The organism is Italian clover phyllody phytoplasma str. MA1, assembly GCF_000300695.1.
Lineage (GTDB): Bacteria > Bacillota_I > Bacilli_A > Acholeplasmatales > Acholeplasmataceae > Phytoplasma.
This window is the reverse complement of the sequence record NZ_AKIM01000011.1, coordinates 21647-40778: the sequence shown is the minus strand read 5'-3', so window position 1 is coordinate 40778 and position 19132 is coordinate 21647. Positions and strand designations below refer to the sequence as shown.

Below are 19132 nucleotides of genomic sequence, written 5' to 3'. Positions count from 1 at the left end.
AAAATAATTTATTTTGAATGAAAAAAAATTATTTTTTTTAAAAAGATCCGATAAAAAGTTTTTGGATTGTTAAAAAATAAAAAAAGGTTTAAACTTCAAATAAGTATTAATCTGTCTTATCTGTCTTTTGAAAAAAAGGTCTTTTATATGTAATTTATATGTAATTATCCTTTATTTATGTAAATACCGAAACCTCTTGAACCAAGGTGAATAGAAACGATAGGAGATATTTGACCGTATACTGATAATTTAAAGTTAGGATTGTTCAAATTTTCTATTTCTTTGATTAATTCATTTACAATAACGTGATTTTCAACATAAAAAATTTGAATCTCTACTGCGCCTTCTTCTTGTAATTGAAGAGCATATTTTAATAAATATCTAAAACAACTTTTCCAAGTACGGACATTTTTTTCTAAAGAAATAAAACCTTGTTTCATTTTTAAAATGGTTTTAATCTTAAACAAACTACCTAAAAAAGATTTGAATTTACTAATTTTTTTATTGGCTGCTAGATATTTCAATTCATCTAAAGAAAAAAACATACTGCCTTTTTTTTGTTCTACAACTACTTTTTCAAATATTTCTTCATTAGTTAACTCATTTTCGTTTAAATAATGATGAATTCTGGAAAGAGTGAAATAGGTACCTGGTCCAATACTTTCTGTATCAATAACGGTAATGCGGTCATCGTCTAAAATTTGTTTAGCTTTAAGAGCGCTATTGTAGGTGCCACTGAATTGTTTTGATAAAGTAAGACAAAATATTTTCTCATATCCTAAATCAATTTGTTCTTGATAAGCTTTAACAAAAGCTTGTGGATTAGGTTGGCTGGTAGTTACTTTAATCCCTTGATGCAATAATTTCAATAATTTTTGGTTATCAAAGTCTTTATCACTAAAAACTTTATTATCGTGTATAATAGTCATATGAACGACACTAAGATCAGGGAAAAGACTTCTTCCAAAATCTCCCCCAATAGTGGATTCAACCACAATTCCTAATTTTCTTTTATTCATATTAATGTTTTCCTTATTTCTATTGAAAAATATAAATATGTTTAAAGCATAAACATAGATAAATATTCTTGAATTTTATTTTTATCATTGGTTTTTAACATGATACCTTCTAAAGCAATTGAAATATCGCCTGTTTCTTCAGAAACGACAATCGTCATACTATCGGTATTTTCGCTAATGCCTAAAGCTGCTCGGTGTCTTGAACCAGTAGTTTTTTCAAAATGTTGATTATCAGATAACATAAAATAAGTTCCAGCTGATAAAATTTTATTTCCTCTAATAATAACGGCTCCATCGTGCAAAGGCGTATTAACGTTAAAAATATTTAACAATAGTTCTTTAGTAACGTTTCCGTCGATTAAAATAGATTTTTGCGCAAATTGTTCTAAAGAGTGATGTTTTTCAATAGTAATCAAAGCGCCTGTTTTTCTTTTGGATAATTCTAAAACACTATCTAAAATATTTTTTTGAGTATTTTCACTCCCCATAACAACGTTTTTTCTGCTTTTCCAAGATTTAGAAAGAGCTTGCAGATAGTATCTTAAATAAGGGGCTTTAACGACTATAGGAGCGATAAAAACAAAAGTTAATAAAGGTGTATAAATATCAAATTCTAATTGTTTGTTTAAATCAATACCATTTGAATTAAATAATTTTTTAATAAAATAAACACAAGCGGTTCCTAAAAAAAAAGAATAAATTATTTTGGTTAATTCATATTTGCTGAAAAAAATTTGTAAAGAAAAAACAAAAAAAATGCAAAAAATAATAATATATAATAATATTGTTAAAACATACGCAATTGACATAAGCAAATACCTCTCAAACCAAATATTATTATTTTTATAATAATTCTTGGTTTTTTCTAATAAAAATTTTTTTAACGATTGATAAAGCAAAACCATAAAGCGTTAACGAAACTGCTAATAAAGCAATGTATTTAAGAGTGAAAGGGTTTTCAAAATTTAATGATTTGCTCAAAACAGGGATGAATGGTAATAAAAGGGATAAAGTTCCGCCAATAATAGAAAACCAAAACATCATGCGAGAATTTTTTAAACTTTGACAAAACTTATCATTTCTTAAACAATAAATAGTGAAATATTGAGTCCAAATAGAAAAGATAAACCATCTAGTTTGAAATAAACTAATTTTTTCTGACTCATAATCTTTTAATTTTGAATTTTCTATAAAATATAAACCAAAAGAAAATAAAACATCAAAAGAAAAAGCTAAAGTTCCAAAAAACATCATAAAACAGATAATATTTTTAAAATTCCATTGACGAGGTTTGTTTAAATTTTTCTCTTCTACATGATCAAAAGGCAAAGCTAAACAAGAAAAATCATAAATTAAATTTAAAAATAAAATTTGAATAGGTAATAAAGGGATAAAAGGTAAACAAAAAGAAGCCACTAAAATACTTAAAATATTACCAAAATTAGCCGCTAAAGTTAATTTAATGTATTTTATCATGTTTGCATAAGATCTACGACCTTCTAAAATACCATTTTCTAACACCTTTAAGTCTTTTTCTAAAAGAATAATATCAGCAGACTCTTTCGCTATATCTACGCCTGAATCGACCGATATCGCTAAATTAGCGTATTTCATAGCAGCAGCATCATTAATACCATCTCCCATATAACCCACAACATTGCCTTTTTGTTTAAAAACAGAAACAATTCGGGCTTTTTGTTCTGGATTTAATTTAGCGAAAATGTTAATCTTTTGGGCTTTTTGATACAAAGCCTCATCATCCATTTGATCTACATCAGTTCCTAATAAAAAATCTTGGTTAGCGATATTTATTTTGGAAGCGATTATTTTAGATAAAATTTCGTTATCACCAGTTAAAATTTTAACTTCTACATTATGTTTTTTCAAAGAAGCTATTGCTTCAATAGCACTTTTTTTCAGAGGGTCTAATAAAGTTAAAAAACCAATCATAATCATATCTGTTTCTTTTTTAGAATCAGCTAGGTTATTGTTATCAATTCTTTTGTAAGCTACACCCATCACGCGAAAAACTTGATTATTGTAAAAACTAGTTTTTTCTAAAATTTTTTCTTTATCAATTTGAATAATTTTAGTTTCTTTAGTTTGAGGATCAGTAATTTCCATATAAGAACAAATATTTAACATTTCTTCGATGGCGCCTTTAGTGATAACAGTTGTTTCCTTTTGTTTATCAACCACAATGACGCTCATAATTCTTCTTTTAAAATCAAAAGGAATTTCATCAATTTTAGCAAATTCTTGTTCAATATTTCGAAAAGAAACTTCTTCCTCTTTTTTTTGTTTCATTTTGTCAATAATCGAAGAATCAATCAAATTTTTTAAACCTGTTTGAAAAAAACTATTTAAATAAGCGTATTTTAACACTCTATTATTGATGTTATTGTTGATATCTAAAAAATTATCAATAATGATTTTATCCTCAGTTAAAGTACCTGTTTTGTCAGTAAATAAAACATTCATAGCGCCGAAATCTTGAATAGAATATAAATTTTTGACAATTACTTTTTGTTTTGATAAAGCTACCATACCAATAAAAAAAGAAGTAGTCGCTATTAAAGGTAACATTTCAGGTGTTAAACCTAAAACCGTACTTAAAGCGAAAGGTAAAACTTCCCAAAATTTAAAATCGTTAGGCGCTTTAATGAAATTTAAAAAGACAATAGAAGGTAAAACAATAAAAATAGAAACTGTTATTATTTTAGCAATCGAATTAATACCTTTTTGTAAAGTTGAAAGAGGATTATCTTTAATCGCTATTTGGTTTATTTTGCCCAAATAAGTTTTATTTCCGACAGAGATAACAATCCCTTGAGCATAACCAGAAACAACAGTTGTACCCATGAAAACAAGTTTTTTATCTTCTAAAATATTATTATATTTTTCCGAACAAAAAGCTTTTTTTTCAATAGGATTAGATTCTCCCGTTAAAGTGGTTTCTTTAACGAAAAAATCTTTTGTTTCAAATAATTTCATATCCGCAGGTATAATATCACCGGCTGATAAACAAATGATATCGCCGACCACTACCTCATCTAACGGTATTTCTATAATTTGGTTCTCTCTTTTAACAGATGTTGTAGTTTGAATAATTTTTTTTAATTTTTCAGAAACATTGGAAAATTTAGCTTCTTGCATAAAATTCATTATATTAGAAACTAAAAGAACTAAGGAAATAATAATAAAAGTTGAAAATTCTTTTTCCCCTTCTGAAGCATGGTAAACATCTTTACAAAAAGAAAAAACAACTAAAAACAATAAAATCATATTAAAAGGGTTAAAAAAAAGTTTGAATATTTTTTTTGTCCAAGATTTTTTTTTTTTAGAAAAAATGTTTTGACCGTAATTTTTTCTTCTTTGAATAATTTCCTCCGAAGAAAGACCTTGGGGATTAGTTTTTAAAAGTGCAAAAGTTTGTTCAATATTTTGAACGCTAATGTCTTTCAAACTCGGTAAATTATTGAAAAAATGTTCATCAGATTTTTTTTTCATATTTTGTTGCACTCCTTGGATAAAATGTTTATTAATAATATTAATAAATAAAAAAAATATAAACAGAAATGCAAAAAAATATTTAGATGAAAAAAGCCAAAATAATCATTCTTTAATTTATTAACATCAAAAGATTAATAAATTAAAGATGGTTATTTAATATATTGATAAATTTTATCTGTTGTAAAATTCAACAATTAATTGTTCGTTAATTTCATGTAAAAATTCATTTCTTTGAGGATATCTAACGTATGTTCCTACTAATTCTTTGTTAACTGAAACATATTCGATTCTGTTGTTCTTATTGAATTCTAAAGCTTTTTTAACGATTTCTAATTCTTTAGATTTTTCTTTTAAAGAAACTTGTTGGCCCGGTTTTAAACGATAAGAACTAATATCAACTTTTTTAGCATCAACTAAAACATGACCGTGAGAAATTAATTGTCTTGCTTGTGATCTTGTTCTAGCAAAGCCCATACGATAAACCATGTTATCTAAACGAGATTCTAGTAAAGTTAAAAACGCTTCACCATGAACACCTTTAGATTTGCTAACATTGCGGAAAATCTTTTTAAATTGTTTTTCCGAAACGCCATATGTAAAACGGACTTTTTGTTTTTCTTGCAATTGAATACCGTAATCGCTTAATTTGTTTTTACGTTTTTTTTGCTTACTGCCTGCAAAACTTTCTTTTTTTCTAACTAACTCTTTACCAGTTTCTGACAAAGAATAATTAAGACGACGTGAAATTTTCCATGTTGGGCCTATATAACGCGACATTGAACTTAAATCTCCTTACTTGATTTTATGAAGGTATTAAAGTTATGTTTACTTAAGATTAATAATCTACTATAACTATTTTCCTTCTAAAACAGCAAAGAACTACTAATTCTTTTTATTAAAACATTGTCTAATAAAAAATAGAGATTAAGTTAACCAAAAATAAACACCTGTTTTACCATCTTCTATATTTTAAGTTAAAAAGAACAAATAGTCAAGTATTTTTTAACAAAATGATGTCGATTTTCATAAAAAACTCAATAAAAGAGGTTTTTTTATCAGTCAATATTTTTTTTCCTTTCTTATTGTAAATGGATCTTTCCTATTCATAGTTTGATAAATTTTTTAAAAAGCGCACAATTTTCTCTAAAAATAACTTAAAAAGGTTAATTAATTAACCAAAAGTTTGCGGCGAGGTTTTAATGCCAATAAAAAATCCCTGAAAAAGGGATTTTTTCTTTATTATTTTATTATTGTTGAGGTTTTGACGTCAATAAATTTATCGCGATCTTATAAAAAGTTCGTTTTCAAGGGATATTTATTGGTTTAATGTGGCAAAAAAGAATGTCATAGTTTATTTTCTTCTTTTTTTAGGTCTTTTCAGGAAGAATATTTGCTTGTTATGTTTACGATAAGTATTACAAAGAATGATATAAAAAAACTTTGGAGCTCGTTCTTTTCAAACATTCTTTTTTTCTTGTGTTGTAATTTCGCCTATTATAAGGGCAAAGTTTTTTTACCAACACATAAAGAACAGAAAGGTGAAAAAAAAGGTAAAAAAGAATATTTAAAAACCAAGAAGCATTTTCAAAAAATTCAAAACCGAACAAAAAAGTCGATCAAAGGACTATTAAAACGTCGAAAAAAAATCAATTTTATAAAAAAACTTTTTTTGTTTTGTTATTTGATTAATTATTTCTGTCAATACATTTATCCCTAAAAAGCTTTATTTTTAATAACTGTTAAGTGATGGCCGGTGCAGAAAAAAATCGTACCAACTAAAAAATCAAAAATGGAAGCTGTGATAATACTGTCCAAGCATTATAAAACTTGAGACCACGCAATCCGATATGCCTTCTCAAATTGAATTCTTTTTTATTGTCGTTATATAAAATATAACAAGAATATATCTTATCACGATAATTCTCGTTAAAGATTAAAAATAGAACTAGAGAACGAATAAAAAAATCACGACCGGCAAAATAAAAACCAAACCATAACAACAAAAACCCCAAATTTGTTACAAATTAATAAAAAATCATATATAATGATAAATAAAAAGGAGGAAAAAATGCAAAAAATACCCTGAAAGTAGAACACGCTCTGTGTCTTGCAAAACAAAAACCAATATTTTCGATATAGTGAATTACATTATTGAAAACAAGGTTTTTCCGGTTACAAAAATGAAAATGAATAAAATGATTTATTACGCTCATGCTAAATCATTAGTTGAATACAACGAACCCCTTGTAACAGAAGAAATGCAAGATTGGATTTATGAACCTGTTTTTCCTACCTTAACTAAGGTTTTAAAAAAATTCACTTACCAACCAATACCCATCAATACCATAAAATGTGGAAAAGCCAGCAAATTAACCACTCAACAAAAAGCCATAATTGATGTTATTATACATAAATACGGTAACAAAAAAGAAAGTTTTTTATCTCATCAAACCTACAATGAATTGCCATGATTAAACGCTTATAACTAACACAAACTTTAGTCGGAAAACATTATTAACAATGAAGATGTCAAAAAACCTATTTCCAACAAAATTTAGATAAATTGAGATTAAAAGAGAATACAAATGAAAAAGGTTCAAATTGAAAATATTTTTACAGTTTTTTACAAAAAAATACTTTATTAAGGACTTTTACTTTAAATAATAAAAAAACGAGAAAGGTTAAAACAGCACAAGAAAGGATAACGATTCAAAATATAAAAGAAGAAGTATTATAAAACAATTATTAAGTCATTTTTTTCTTATCCAAATTTTAACTTCCTTGAATCATCTTTATTCCTTTTTCAACCTTTTTACAAAAAAAGATAAATTTGATGTCGATAATGGCTCTTATTGATGTTATAATATTGTTTTAAAAAGATATTTTATTAATGTTTTTTTAATATTATTTTTGAGTTATTATTATAACTGTGAGCTAAAAAAATAAAGTTAATGAAAATATAAATTAATCTTTTTGCGAATATTAACTACTAAAATTATATCAAATAAAATAATTCATATTTAAATTTATATTGATGAGTAAATATCGGACATTATTATACATTACCCATCAAAAGAAATATTTCTTTTCGATTTATTATGGTAAAAAAAAGATATCAATACCGACATGAATATAAAGAAAAAATAAAAGAGGCAAAAAATGAATATAATATTAATAGGGCCGCCCGCTACTGGCAAGGGGACGCAAGCTTCTGCTTTGTCTAAACATTTCAATATTCCTCATATATCTACAGGAGATATATTTAGAAAACATTTTGTGTTAAAAACTAAATTAGGAAAATTAGCTAATTATTATATCAAACAAGGTTCTTTAGTGCCTGATGAAGTGACAAATGCTATGATAAATGAACGCTTATCACAAGATGATATTAAAAATGGTTTTGTTTTAGACGGTTTTCCTCGTAATTTATCTCAAGCTAAATTTTTAACTAAAGAATTTGAAGACAAAAAAATCAATTTAACCAAAGTTATTTACTTCAATTCTAGCGAAGAATGTTTAAAGCAAAGAATTTTAGGGAGAATTATTTGCCCTAAATGTGGAGAAATTTATCACTTGGCTACTAAAGTCCCTCAAAAAGCTAATTTATGCGACAAAGATCAAACGCCTTTAATTCAAAGAAAAGACGACAATTTAGAGACTTTCACTAAACGTTTAAATATTTACAAACAAGAAACTCTTCCTTTAGTGGAATATTATCAAAAAGAAAACAAAATAATAGAAATTATTGTTAACGATCCTAAAACGTCTATTAAAGATGTAACTCAATTATTATTAAAAAAAATATCTCATCTTTAAAAGATAAAAAATCATCAATATAAAAAGAAAAAAACAAATTATTTAATTAAAATTAAATAGTTTGTTTTTTTTATTCATCCTCCTCTTTTTTCTTAACAAGTTTTTTAAGAAAGAAGGTTTATTTCTTATTTTAAAATAAAAAAGAAACTATAAACTTCAAGGATTAAAGACCTAAAAGGAAACAGTTCTTCTTAATGAAAAAAAATGATTTTTTTTAATTAAAAGAAAACACATTTAATAGTTGTTTTTTAATAATACAGTATAAATAAGTAATCAAAAAAGAGACTAAAAAAACGCTGATAAATTTAATGTATAAAAAAGGCATTAAAAACCTTCCCATAAAATTATCTTGTAATAAAGTCGTAAAACTGCCTTCTTTTTTACTGAAAATAGTGTCTATAAAAAAGAAGTTTAAAAGGATAAAAAGAAAAAAATTCATCACCGCAATAAAGGTAATAATTAAATAATGTTTTAAAAAGGACATATCCTTATTTTTTAACATTAATAAAGGCAAAAAACCCCAACAAAAAGCGAAAGAAACACTTAAGAGGGGATTATAAAGATAAAGTGATTTCCTAAGCCAAAAACTCACGAATTCTGATAAAAAAGCCGCTGCAGAAACAACAAAATAATTTTTGTTATACAAAGGAATAATCAAAAAAGGGATGACTTGTACAAAATCTAACCAAAGTAATTTTTTTAACGGTTGGGCAAAACCTAAAATTTTAGGCGTCATCACGTTTAAAACAATGGATAAAGCCGATAAAGAAGAAACGAACACCAATTGCTTTAAATTAATATATCTCAAGTTATTTTTTTTCATACTTATGACTTAATTAAGTGGTTATTTCAAAAATATAATCACAAATTTTCACTTGATCGTTATCTTTCATACCTTTTCTTTTCAATTCTTCTTCTACGCCTATTTTTTTCAAAATATGAGAAAACTTTTTCACTGATTCATAGTTATTAAAATCTGTTCTATAAAAAAACTTTTCTACCATTTTACCTTTCACAACAAAATCTCCAAATTCATCTTTATAAACTTCAAACTGTTTTTCTTCATCCAAAGTAAAAAGCTGATGAGTTGTATCTATTTCCGGCATAATCGGTTGATGATTTTTCAAAGAATCTATAATTTTAAATTTCAACATATCTAAATTAAAAACATTCCAAGTAGAAATGGAAAGAATATTTTCCTCAGGAATTTTTTTTTGAAAATCAGCTAATTTAACTTCAGATTCGGGCAAATCCATTTTATTAACCACAATGATTTGTGGTTTTTTTAAAATAGCTGGATTATACATTTTTAATTCTTGCAGTAAGTTTTGATAATCTTGATAAATATCATCTCTTTCGGGACTTAATAAATGAACCAAAACTTTACATCTTTCGATATGTTTTAAAAAACTAATACCCATTCCACGACCTAAATGAGAATTTTCAATTAAACCAGGAATATCGGCTACTGTAAAACTAAAGTCTTGATGATAAACCATCCCCAAAAAGGGTTGTAAAGTCGTAAAAGGATAAGAATCTACTTTAGGTTTAGCATTAGAAATAACCGAAATTAAAGAAGATTTACCAACATTAGGATAACCAATTAAACCAACATCGGCTAAAACTTTTAACTCTGTTTTAATGGTTAAACTTTCTCCTAAATCACCTTTTTCCGCGAAATTAGGTACTTTATTTTTGGAGTTAGCTAAAGCGAAATTACCACGACCACCACGACCGCCTTTAGCGATAACTAACTGTTGACCATGTTCTAAAATTTCCCCAATAAAACTATTATCTTCATTATTGTAAACTAAAGTCCCTAAAGGTACTTTAACAAATAAATCTTCAGCTTTAGCGCCGTTTTGAGTTTTATTTTTACCGTTAACTCCATTTAAAGCTTTTATTTTCGTTTTGTATCTCAGTTTTAATAAAGTGTTTTCGCCGGCTTCACCAACAAAAATAACGGATCCGCCTTGTCCGCCGTTTCCTCCAGAAGGACCTCCATAAGGAACGAATTTTTCCCTTCTAAAAGAAACAATTCCGTTGCCGCCGTTACCAGCTTGAACGAAATTTATTGCTTCATCTATAAAATTCATTTATAATTGTTCCTTCTCAATTGAAAAAACATTAATTTAATTTGTTTTCCACAAAGTAAACAGAAACTTGTTTTTTCTTATTTCTTTTAGTTTCGTACTTAACGATTCCGTTGACACGAGAAAATAAAGTATCGTCTTTACCAATGCCTACATTGTTACCAGGAAAAATTTTTGTTCCTCTTTGACGGTAAATAATAGAACCCGCATTAGCGTGTTGACCGTCTGATAATTTAGCTCCTAATCTCTTAGAATGAGAATCACGACCATTACGTGTCGAACTAACACCTTTTTTAGAAGCAAATAATTGAATATTTAAGTTTAACATGATTAAAACACCTTTTTTAAATTATTTTTTCTTGTAAATATTTACTATAAGTTTTATTTAAATCTTTTAAGGAATATTCTAAATTAGTTAAGAGATTATTGACAATCTCATCTGTTTCTAATAAATTTAAAGAAAAATATCCTTGTTTCAATTGAAAAGTAACTTTTTTTTGTAAACTGAAAAGTTCAATAGCATTCATAGTGAGAATAATAGCTGTGGAAACAGAAGCGCAAACTATATCTTTATTTTTAACAGCGTATAAAGCGTGACCTTTAATTTCTATTTGTTGAATGATGTTTTTTTCTTTTTGAAAAAAATATTCAATCATTGACTTAAGTGATTATCTTAGTGATTAAAAATTTAGTATAAAGTTGTCTATGACCTTGTTTTAAACGATATTTTTTTCTTCTTTTGTATTTCGCTACAATTATTTTTTTAGCTTTACCTTGTTTCAGCACTTTAGCTTCAATTTTAGCTCCTTCAACGAATGGAGTGCCTAAAATTTTTTTATCGTTTTCAATAGCTAAAACTTCTTCAAAAACGTAATTTTCTTCTTCATTAACAGGTAATTTTTCTACATAAATTTCTTGACCTGGAGACACTCTATATTGTTTGCCTCCTGTTTTTATAATCGCAAACATTTCGCAATCCTCCTTTTTTTATTTTTTATAATTTAATTTGTCCCAATTTATAGCATAACACGTTTTAACAACGTTATTATCATAAATCCATCATTTCTCAGAAAAGCAAAAAAAACAAACTCTTTAAAATATTAAAATTTTTAAAAAATTATAATAAAATAAAAACTCTCATATTATTGTATCTTATTTATTGTCAAAAGTCAAAATATTTTAACAAAAAAGAACAATTTTGATGACTTAATCATTTTTTAAAATAATTATTATAAAAGTAATTTATATTCTTTTTGATTGATATCAATATTATGTTTGATAACATAAAGATTTTTAGGATGTTTTCGACATTCTTTCGAACAACTGCCTAAATATTTATGTTCGTTCTCTTCGCTGCATAAAATTTGTACGTTACAACTTGGATTAGCGCAGTTAATATATCTTTCACATGGTTTTTGATCAAAATAATCTTTACCCACGATAACGTGTTCGTGTTGATTTACTTTAGTCGCTATTCTTTCGTCAAAAACATAAACTTGACCGTCAAATAATTTGCCTTGAATCTCTTCGTCTTGGCCGTATTTAACAATACCGCCTTCCAATTGGTAAACTTCTTCTACCCCTTTTTGCTTTAAAAAAGCGGACATTTTTTCACAACGCACTCCACCAGTACAATAAGTCAAAACTTTTTTATCTTTCAATAAAGAGATGTTTTGTTCAGCCCATTCAGGTAAATCACGGAAATTACGAACATTAGGGTTAATAGAATTTTTAAAATGTCCTATATTATATTCATAATCATTACGAACATCTAACACTACTACATCTTTTTCTTGTAATAATTGATAAAATTCTTTAGGTTTTAAGTAATTATTCGCTTTTTCTTCTAAAGAAATATCGTCTTTTAATTTTAAAGCTACAATTTCTTCTTTATGTTTTACCGAAAGACGAGGGAAAACATGTTTATCAAAAGACTCTATTTTAAATTCTGTTTCTGAAAAGCGCGGATCTTGTACTAAATAATCCATATAAGTGTTAATGTCTTTTTCTAAACCTGATAAAGTACCATTAATGCCTTCATGAGAAACAATAATTCTCCCTAAAAGAGCTAAGTTTTGGCAAAATTTTAAATGACTTTTTTGAAAAGATTCAGGGTCTTCAATATGTGAATAATTATAAAATAAAATAACTAAATAAGGTTTTTTTTCAGCCATAAATTAAAATTCCTATCTTGTGAATAACTTTTTAAAAATATTTTAAGTGAAAAATAAAAATTTTTAAATATCATAACTAAATATATTATAAATCGTTTTAAATCATTTTTACTAAAAAAATATATTAATTTTATTTCTTTTTCTTTTTCTTATCCAAAAAAAGAACTCTTAAAAAGTTTCAAGCACTTTCTTAAAAGGTTTCTAAAACGGAAATGAGTCATTGAATATGACTCATTTCTTCCTCTATGCTCTTCTTTTGCTTAGAAGTTAATTTTTTCTAAAGAATATTTTTCTAAAACATATTCTAATTTAGGAACTAAAAAAATAATTAATATACTACCGATGACATAATAAATTATAAATAAAAAAGAGCTAAAAAATAAACAAAATTCCCAAGCTTGTCCCTTTTCTTTTAAACTATATAAAAAATGCCAGAAAAAAAAATTTTTTTGCGAAGGGTTGATTCTTTGAAAATAAACAAAATAAGTAGAAAGAGAAGTGCTTAAAATTCTTAAAACAACTACTGTAAACAAACTGATTAAAATAGTTTTTTTATTTTTTAACTGGTTAAAATCGTTTTTATAAAAAAGACCTGATAAAATAACTGATAAATCATAAATAAGGTAATCAAAAAGTAAAGTTAAGGCAAAATAAAACCATCCCAATCGATAAATTTCTTTAGTACTGATGATATAATCGTAACTTTTTAATAAATGGAATAAAGCGTAAAAACAATTGACCGTTAAACCGTTTTTAAAACCTAAAACGAAACCTGATAAAAATAAAACAAGAAAAGATAATTTAAAAATTTGTCCTCCAAAAGGTAAAGTTAAAAAAGGTAAAAACCATTTTTGAAAATAATCCAACATTATAGACATTGAAATAAAAAAAGAAATAATAATTATTTTACGTAAAACAAATTTTCCTGTCTGTTTTTTAACCATTGTTACCTCTTTGAATTTGAGCAATATTAAATGAAATTATTTTTTTCAATATCAATTTAATTTTATCATAACAAATATGGGAAAATGATTAAATATATAAAAGCGCTAAATTATTTTTGATAAATGGTTTGTAAAGGAGGAAAAAGGTATTTTTGGGAGTTTAGATTAGATAAAAGGAAAGGCATTGTATTTTTAATTGATTAAAATCTTTTTTTAAGGTTTCTAAATCCTTAATTATTTTTTATTTTGGGACTCTATTTTTTCATCCATTAAAGATAATAAATGAGCTATTTTGTTTTGTTATTGGAGGTAAGGGGGGGTTTTTTTGAAGCTAAATTTATATAAATCATCTCTTGATATAATAAGGGATTCATACTTTAGCAGAAGATGGCGTTTTAGCTGTTGTTTTACCACATGGCGTTTTATTCCACAGGAGTAGTGAAATAGAAATTAGAAAAAATTTAATAGAAAAAATTATTTAGACACTGTAATCGATTTACCAGCTAATTTATTTTTCGGCACTTCTATTTCGACATCTATTTTAGTGTTTAAAAAATACCGTGTAAAAAAGTGTGATATTTTATTTATTGACGCTTCAAAAGAATTCAATAAAGAAGGTAAAAAACGTTTTAACAGAAGAAAATATTGAAAAAATAATCAACACGCACCAAAGGATATCTTCGCCTTTATAAATAAGTAATTTCAAATTATTAATCCAATCTGCTGACAAACTTTGTTTAATTTTAGGGTTAAGATTAGTGTTATGGTGAAATAAGATAGCAGATAAAAGTCCCACAATCATCATCCCAGAGAAAATGAAAGTTATTTTCCATAAGACACTTTTATGCTCTTGTTTTTCTTCTTCTAACCAAACGCTATCCGTACTCCATTCTCTTTCTATCCTAGAATAAGCCAATAATTTCATGAAAAAAAGGCGTTTAAAACATATTTATCTCCTTATTTATTTCTGTTTGTCTAAGTTTTTTTTAGTTGATAAAAAAGTATAATGTAAAGTTTTAATTATACAATTTATTATTATTTTATCATATTTTCTGCTTAATTATCATAAATAAACTTTTTTAGGAAAGAATTAAGCGCTCATCTTTAAACCTCAAAAAAACAAACTAGCAAAAAACCCCGTATAAATAAAAAAAAGACTATCAAAGTCTTTTTTTAAGAAGGGGACATAATTATTCAATAATTTTAATTACTGAACCTGCTCCAACAGTACGTCCACCTTCACGAACAGAAAATTTAGTTCCTTCTTCCATAGCGATCGGATTAATTAAAGCAACTATAACTTCCGCTAAATCACCAGGCATTACAATTTTAACATCATCTTTCAATTCGATAACACCAGTAACATCAGTAGTTCTTAAGTAGAATTGAGGACGGTAATTAGTGCCGAAAGGAGTAGTTCTTCCGTTTTCTTTAGCTGTAAGAACATAAATTTGCGCTAAGAATTTAGAATGTGGTTTAACGCTGCCAGGCTTAACTAAAACTTGTCCACGTTCTACGTCTTCACGAGAAACACCACGTAATAAAACCCCTACATTGTCACCAGCTTGCGCTGTATCTAAAGATTTTCTAAACATTTCTAAACCTGTAACAACAGCTTTTTTAGTTTCTCTAATTCCAACTATTTCTACTTCTTCGCCAACTTTAACCATTCCTCTTTCAACACGTCCAGTAGTAACAGTTCCTCTACCTGTGATAGTGAAAACATCTTCTATTGGCATTAAAAAAGGTTTGTTCGTTTCACGAACTGGGTCTTCCACGTAAGTGTCTAAGAAGTCAAGTAATTCTTGGATTTTCTCTAAATATTTAGGGTCACCTTCAACCGCTTTTAAAGCGGATCCTCTAACGATAGGAACTTCGTCGCCTAAAAAACCATGTTTATTTAATAATTCTCTAATTTCGATTTCTACTAATTCTAAAAGTTCTTCATCAGCAACAACATCACATTTATTAATGAAAACTAATAATTTAGGAACACCTACTTGTTTAGCTAATAAGATATGTTCTTCTGTTTGAGGCATAATTCCGTCAACAGCAGAAATTACTAAAATACCAGCATCCATTTGAGCAGCACCAGTAATCATATTTTTAATGTAATCAGCGTGTCCAGGACAATCTACGTGAGCATAGTGTCTTTTTTCTGTTTCGTATTCTACGTGAGAAGTACTAATAGTGATACCACGTTCTTTTTCTTCAGGCGCTTTATCGATTTGATCATAACTTTGTTTTTCTGCTAATCCTTTTGTAGATAAATAAAAAGTAATTGCAGCTGTTAAAGTAGTTTTACCATGATCAACGTGACCAATAGTTCCTACATTAACGTGTGTTTTATTTCTGTTAAAAATTTTAGTAGCCATTTTATTAAGGCCTCCTTTTTAATTTTTTTATTTTTAATAAATATTTTGAGAAATTAACTACGTTCTTTAATAATATTTTCCGTAATACTTTTTGGTGTTTTTTCATATTTAGCAAATTGCATTACGAAATTGGCTCTACCTTGAGTGTTGGAACGTAAATTAGTCGCGTAGCCAAACATTTCTGATAAAGGCACCAAAGCTTTAATAGCGATTGTGTTGCCACGGTTTTCTTGTGTTTCTAATCTACCTCTTCTGGAAGTCAAATCGCCAATTACATTACCAACATATTCATTCGGTGTTATGATTTCCACATTCATAATAGGTTCTAAAATAACAAGACCACCATTGTTTTTGGTTTCTTTTAAAGCTATAGAAGCGGCGATTTTAAACGCCATCTCTGATGAATCGACATCATGGTAAGAACCATCTGTTAAAGTTGCTTTAACATCAATGAAAGGATAACCGGCTAAAATACCGCCAGATAAAGATTCTTCTAATCCTTTTTTAACTGAAGGAATATATTCGCGCGGAACAGAACCACCCACAATTTTATTAACAAACTCAAACCCTTTACCAGGATTTGGCTCAAAAGTCATACAAACATGTCCGTATTGCCCACGTCCGCCAGATTGACGAATGAATTTACCTTCTGTTTGCGTTTCTTTAGTTAAAGTTTCACGATAAGAAACTTGAGGTTGCGCTACATTAGCTTGGATTTTAAATTCTCTTCTTAAACGATCCATAATGATGTCTAAATGAAGCTCACCCATACCAGCAATAATAGTTTGAGCTGTTTCGTGGTTAATATAAACTTTAAAAGTTGGATCTTCTTCTGCTAATTTTCCTAAAGCAAAAACAATTTTATCTTGATCATTTTTAGTTTTTGGTTCAACTGCGATCTCAATAACTGGCTCAGGGAAATTCATTGATTCTAAGATTACAAAATCATTTTCAGCTGTTAAAGTGTGTCCTGTAATAGTATTTTTCAATCCTACTACAGCCACAATATCACCAGCATTAGCTTCTTGAATCTCTTCTCTATCATTAGCGTGCATTTGCAACAAACGTCCTACACGTTCTTTCACGTTTTTCACAGTATTCTTAATATAAGTTCCTGTTTTAACGGTGCCTGAATAGACTCTTAAAAAAGTTAAACGTCCTACAAAAGGATCAGTCATAATTTTAAAAGCTAAAGCTGTGAAAGGTTCGTCATCAGAAGTTTTACGAACTATTTCGTTACCATCAGCATCTTTACCAGTAATAGAAGGCACATCAGAAGGAGAAGGTAAATAATCAATAACAGCGTCTAAAGTTTTTAAAATACCTTTATTTTTAAAAGCAGAACCGCATAAAACAGGGAAGAATTTAACATCTAAAGTCGCTTTTCTGATGATTCTTTTTAACATGTCTGTTGTAATTTTTTGTTCATCAAAAAACATTGTCATTAATTCATCATCAAAATCTGCTAAAGTTTCAATTAATTCTTCTCTTTTTAATAAAGCGGTTTCTTTCAAATATTCCGGTATTTCTATTTCTTTAGCGTTTTCTGACGGTGAACCGTCATATTCGAAAGCTTTCATCTCGATTAAATCGATTAAACCAGTGAAATTATTTTCTTTACCGATAGGCCATTGGATAGCACAAGCTTTCACGCCTAAGCGTTTTTTCAAAGTGTCAATAGCGTAAGCATAATCAGCTCCCACTTTATCCATTTTATTAACGAAAATAATTCTTGGCACTTTATATTCAGTCGCTTGACGCCAAACTGTTTCTGTTTGCGGTTCCACTCCTGCTTGAGCATCAATTACCACTATTGCACCATCTAAAACTCTTAAAGAACGAGAAACTTCCACTGTAAAATCAACGTGTCCCGGAGTATCAATTATTTGAATTTGATGATCTTTCCAAAAAGTTGTTGTAGCGGCAGATGTAATAGTAATTCCTCTCTCTTGTTCTTGTGCCATCCAGTCCATTTGCGAAGTGCCATCGTGTGTTTCTCCTATTTTATGAATCTTACCTGTATGAAATAATATTCTTTCGGTTGTTGTTGTTTTACCAGCATCAATATGAGCCATAATGCCGATATTACGAATTTTTTCTAGTTTAAATTGACGTCCCATTAGTATAATTTTCCTTACTTATTCCGATTACCAACGATAATGAGCGAAAGCTTTATTTGCTTCAGCCATACGATGTGTGTCTTCTCTTTTTTTCACTGATAAACCAGTTCCAGAAGCGGCTTCAACTATTTCCTTAGCTAGTTTTTCTTCCATAGTTTTTTCACTACGTTTTTGAGCATATTGAATTAACCATCTTAAACCTAAAGATTGACGTCTTTCCGCACGAACCTCTGAAGGAACTTGATAGTTTTGGCTTCCTATTGTACGTGTACGTACTTCTAAAATAGGCATAATATTATTTAAAGCTTCATTGAAAACATCAATCGGTTCTCTCTGAGTCATTTCTTTTACACGATCTAATGCACCGTATAAAATAGATTGAGCTGTTCCTTTTTTACCACTTTTCATAATCGTATTAATAATTTTAGTTACTAATTTAGAATTATAAATTGGATCTGGCGAAACTTCTCTTTTTTGAGCACTTCTTTTACGAGACATATATGCACCTTTATTTCTTTCGTTATTTTTTTATCTGAACATTTTTTTAATAAAAATAATGCTTATTTTTTAGCTACAACTCTTTTAGAGCCATATTTAGAACGGCTTTGTTTTCTATTAGCTACACCAGTAGCATCCAAAGCTCCTCTTACAATGTGATAACGTACGCCAGGCAAATCTTTCACTCTTCCTCCACGTACTAAAACAGTACTATGTTCTTGTAAAGAATGACCTACTCCAGGAATATAAGCTGTTACCTCAGAACCGTTACTTAAACGTACTCTAGCGAACTTTCTTAAAGCGGAGTTAGGTTTTTTTGGTGTCATAGTAGAAACTTTAATACAAACACCTGATTTTTGAGGCGAATTGTAATTTTTAGTTTTTTTCTTTAAATTATTATAACTAAACCCTAAAGCAGGCGATTTAGATTTAGAAACTTTATCGCTTCTTCTTTTTTTAATTAATTGTGAAACAGTAGGCATCGCGAAATGAATCCCCTTTTTTTATTTTTTTTATAAAGTATAAAGATAAGACAACTTATTCTATCTTTTTTTATGATAAAAGTCAATATTTTTTATAC

17 protein-coding genes and 1 pseudogene are annotated in these 19132 nt (G+C 27.8%); 3 read left to right on the top strand and 15 right to left on the bottom strand.

Features of this window, described 5'->3' with window-relative positions; genetic code table 11:
• Positions 1–164: 164 nt before the first annotated feature.
• The 4 genes from RI01_RS00685 to rpsD form a co-directional block, all read right to left on the bottom strand.
• Positions 165–1019 carry a DegV family protein gene (locus tag RI01_RS00685; RefSeq protein WP_017192739.1) on the bottom strand — a complete coding sequence of 285 codons (855 nt, stop codon included), beginning with the start codon at positions 1017–1019 and terminating at the stop codon, positions 165–167.
• 41 nt (positions 1020–1060) lie between these two features.
• Positions 1061–1828, bottom strand: coding sequence for a diadenylate cyclase (locus tag RI01_RS00680; RefSeq protein WP_026052430.1), 768 nt, complete (start codon positions 1826–1828; stop codon positions 1061–1063).
• Positions 1829–1862: 34 nt separating this feature from the next.
• Positions 1863–4529, bottom strand: a complete 2667-nt coding sequence (mgtA, locus tag RI01_RS00675) for a magnesium-translocating P-type ATPase (protein WP_017192737.1) — start codon at positions 4527–4529, stop codon at positions 1863–1865.
• Between the two features lie 174 nt (positions 4530–4703).
• Entirely contained in the window at positions 4704–5309 is a 606-nt protein-coding gene (gene rpsD / locus RI01_RS00670; RefSeq protein ID WP_017192736.1) for a 30S ribosomal protein S4, read from the bottom strand.
• A 1325-nt stretch (positions 5310–6634) separates the two neighbouring features.
• Between rpsD and RI01_RS00660 the strand changes: the two genes are divergently transcribed.
• Together RI01_RS00660 and RI01_RS00655 are read left to right on the top strand one after the other, a co-directional pair.
• Positions 6635–7003 (top strand): Panacea domain-containing protein, encoded by a 369-nt coding sequence (locus RI01_RS00660; RefSeq protein ID WP_017192734.1) that lies wholly within the window; start codon positions 6635–6637, stop codon positions 7001–7003.
• A gap of 688 nt (positions 7004–7691) precedes the next feature.
• Positions 7692–8348 (top strand): adenylate kinase, encoded by a 657-nt coding sequence (locus RI01_RS00655; RefSeq protein ID WP_017192733.1) that lies wholly within the window; start codon positions 7692–7694, stop codon positions 8346–8348.
• 214 nt (positions 8349–8562) lie between these two features.
• Here the strand turns inward: RI01_RS00655 and RI01_RS00650 are convergent, their stop codons facing one another.
• From RI01_RS00650 to RI01_RS00620, 7 genes are all read right to left on the bottom strand, one after another.
• Positions 8563–9171, bottom strand: a complete 609-nt coding sequence (locus RI01_RS00650) for a hypothetical protein (protein ID WP_017192732.1) — start codon at positions 9169–9171, stop codon at positions 8563–8565.
• A gap of 13 nt (positions 9172–9184) precedes the next feature.
• Positions 9185–10444, bottom strand: a complete 1260-nt coding sequence (gene obgE, locus RI01_RS00645) for a GTPase ObgE (RefSeq protein ID WP_017192731.1) — start codon at positions 10442–10444, stop codon at positions 9185–9187.
• A 31-nt stretch (positions 10445–10475) separates the two neighbouring features.
• Positions 10476–10772 carry a 50S ribosomal protein L27 gene (rpmA, locus tag RI01_RS00640; RefSeq protein ID WP_222829938.1) on the bottom strand — a complete coding sequence of 99 codons (297 nt, stop codon included), beginning with the start codon at positions 10770–10772 and terminating at the stop codon, positions 10476–10478.
• A 13-nt stretch (positions 10773–10785) separates the two neighbouring features.
• A complete protein-coding gene (locus tag RI01_RS00635; RefSeq protein WP_017192729.1) occupies positions 10786–11097 on the bottom strand; it encodes a ribosomal-processing cysteine protease Prp in 312 nt (103 codons plus the stop codon).
• Positions 11098–11101: 4 nt separating this feature from the next.
• On the bottom strand, positions 11102–11410 hold the full coding sequence (rplU, locus tag RI01_RS00630; RefSeq protein WP_017192108.1) for a 50S ribosomal protein L21: 309 nt from the start codon (positions 11408–11410) through the stop codon (positions 11102–11104).
• A 260-nt stretch (positions 11411–11670) separates the two neighbouring features.
• Entirely contained in the window at positions 11671–12615 is a 945-nt protein-coding gene (locus tag RI01_RS00625) for a rhodanese-related sulfurtransferase (protein ID WP_017192728.1), read from the bottom strand.
• 260 nt (positions 12616–12875) lie between these two features.
• On the bottom strand, positions 12876–13559 hold the full coding sequence (locus RI01_RS00620; RefSeq protein WP_017192727.1) for a hypothetical protein: 684 nt from the start codon (positions 13557–13559) through the stop codon (positions 12876–12878).
• Between the two features lie 368 nt (positions 13560–13927).
• Here RI01_RS00620 and RI01_RS04035 point away from each other — a divergent pair.
• Positions 13928–14230 (top strand): annotated as a pseudogene (locus RI01_RS04035) (N-6 DNA methylase); the annotation flags it as partial.
• A 519-nt stretch (positions 14231–14749) separates the two neighbouring features.
• Here RI01_RS04035 and tuf read toward each other — a convergent pair.
• The 4 genes from tuf to rpsL all read right to left on the bottom strand — a co-directional run bounded on the left by tuf (position 14750) and on the right by rpsL (position 19034).
• On the bottom strand, positions 14750–15934 hold the full coding sequence (gene tuf, locus RI01_RS00610; protein ID WP_017192725.1) for an elongation factor Tu: 1185 nt from the start codon (positions 15932–15934) through the stop codon (positions 14750–14752).
• 53 nt (positions 15935–15987) lie between these two features.
• Complete coding sequence (gene fusA, locus RI01_RS00605) at positions 15988–18054, bottom strand: elongation factor G (protein WP_017192724.1); 2067 nt, start codon at positions 18052–18054, stop codon at positions 15988–15990.
• Positions 18055–18081: 27 nt separating this feature from the next.
• The gene (rpsG, locus tag RI01_RS00600; RefSeq protein WP_017192723.1) at positions 18082–18552 is read right to left on the bottom strand and encodes a 30S ribosomal protein S7; all 471 of its coding nucleotides are present in this window, start codon (positions 18550–18552) and stop codon (positions 18082–18084) included.
• A gap of 62 nt (positions 18553–18614) precedes the next feature.
• Complete coding sequence (rpsL, locus tag RI01_RS00595; RefSeq protein WP_017192539.1) at positions 18615–19034, bottom strand: 30S ribosomal protein S12; 420 nt, start codon at positions 19032–19034, stop codon at positions 18615–18617.
• Positions 19035–19132: the final 98 nt, after the last annotated feature.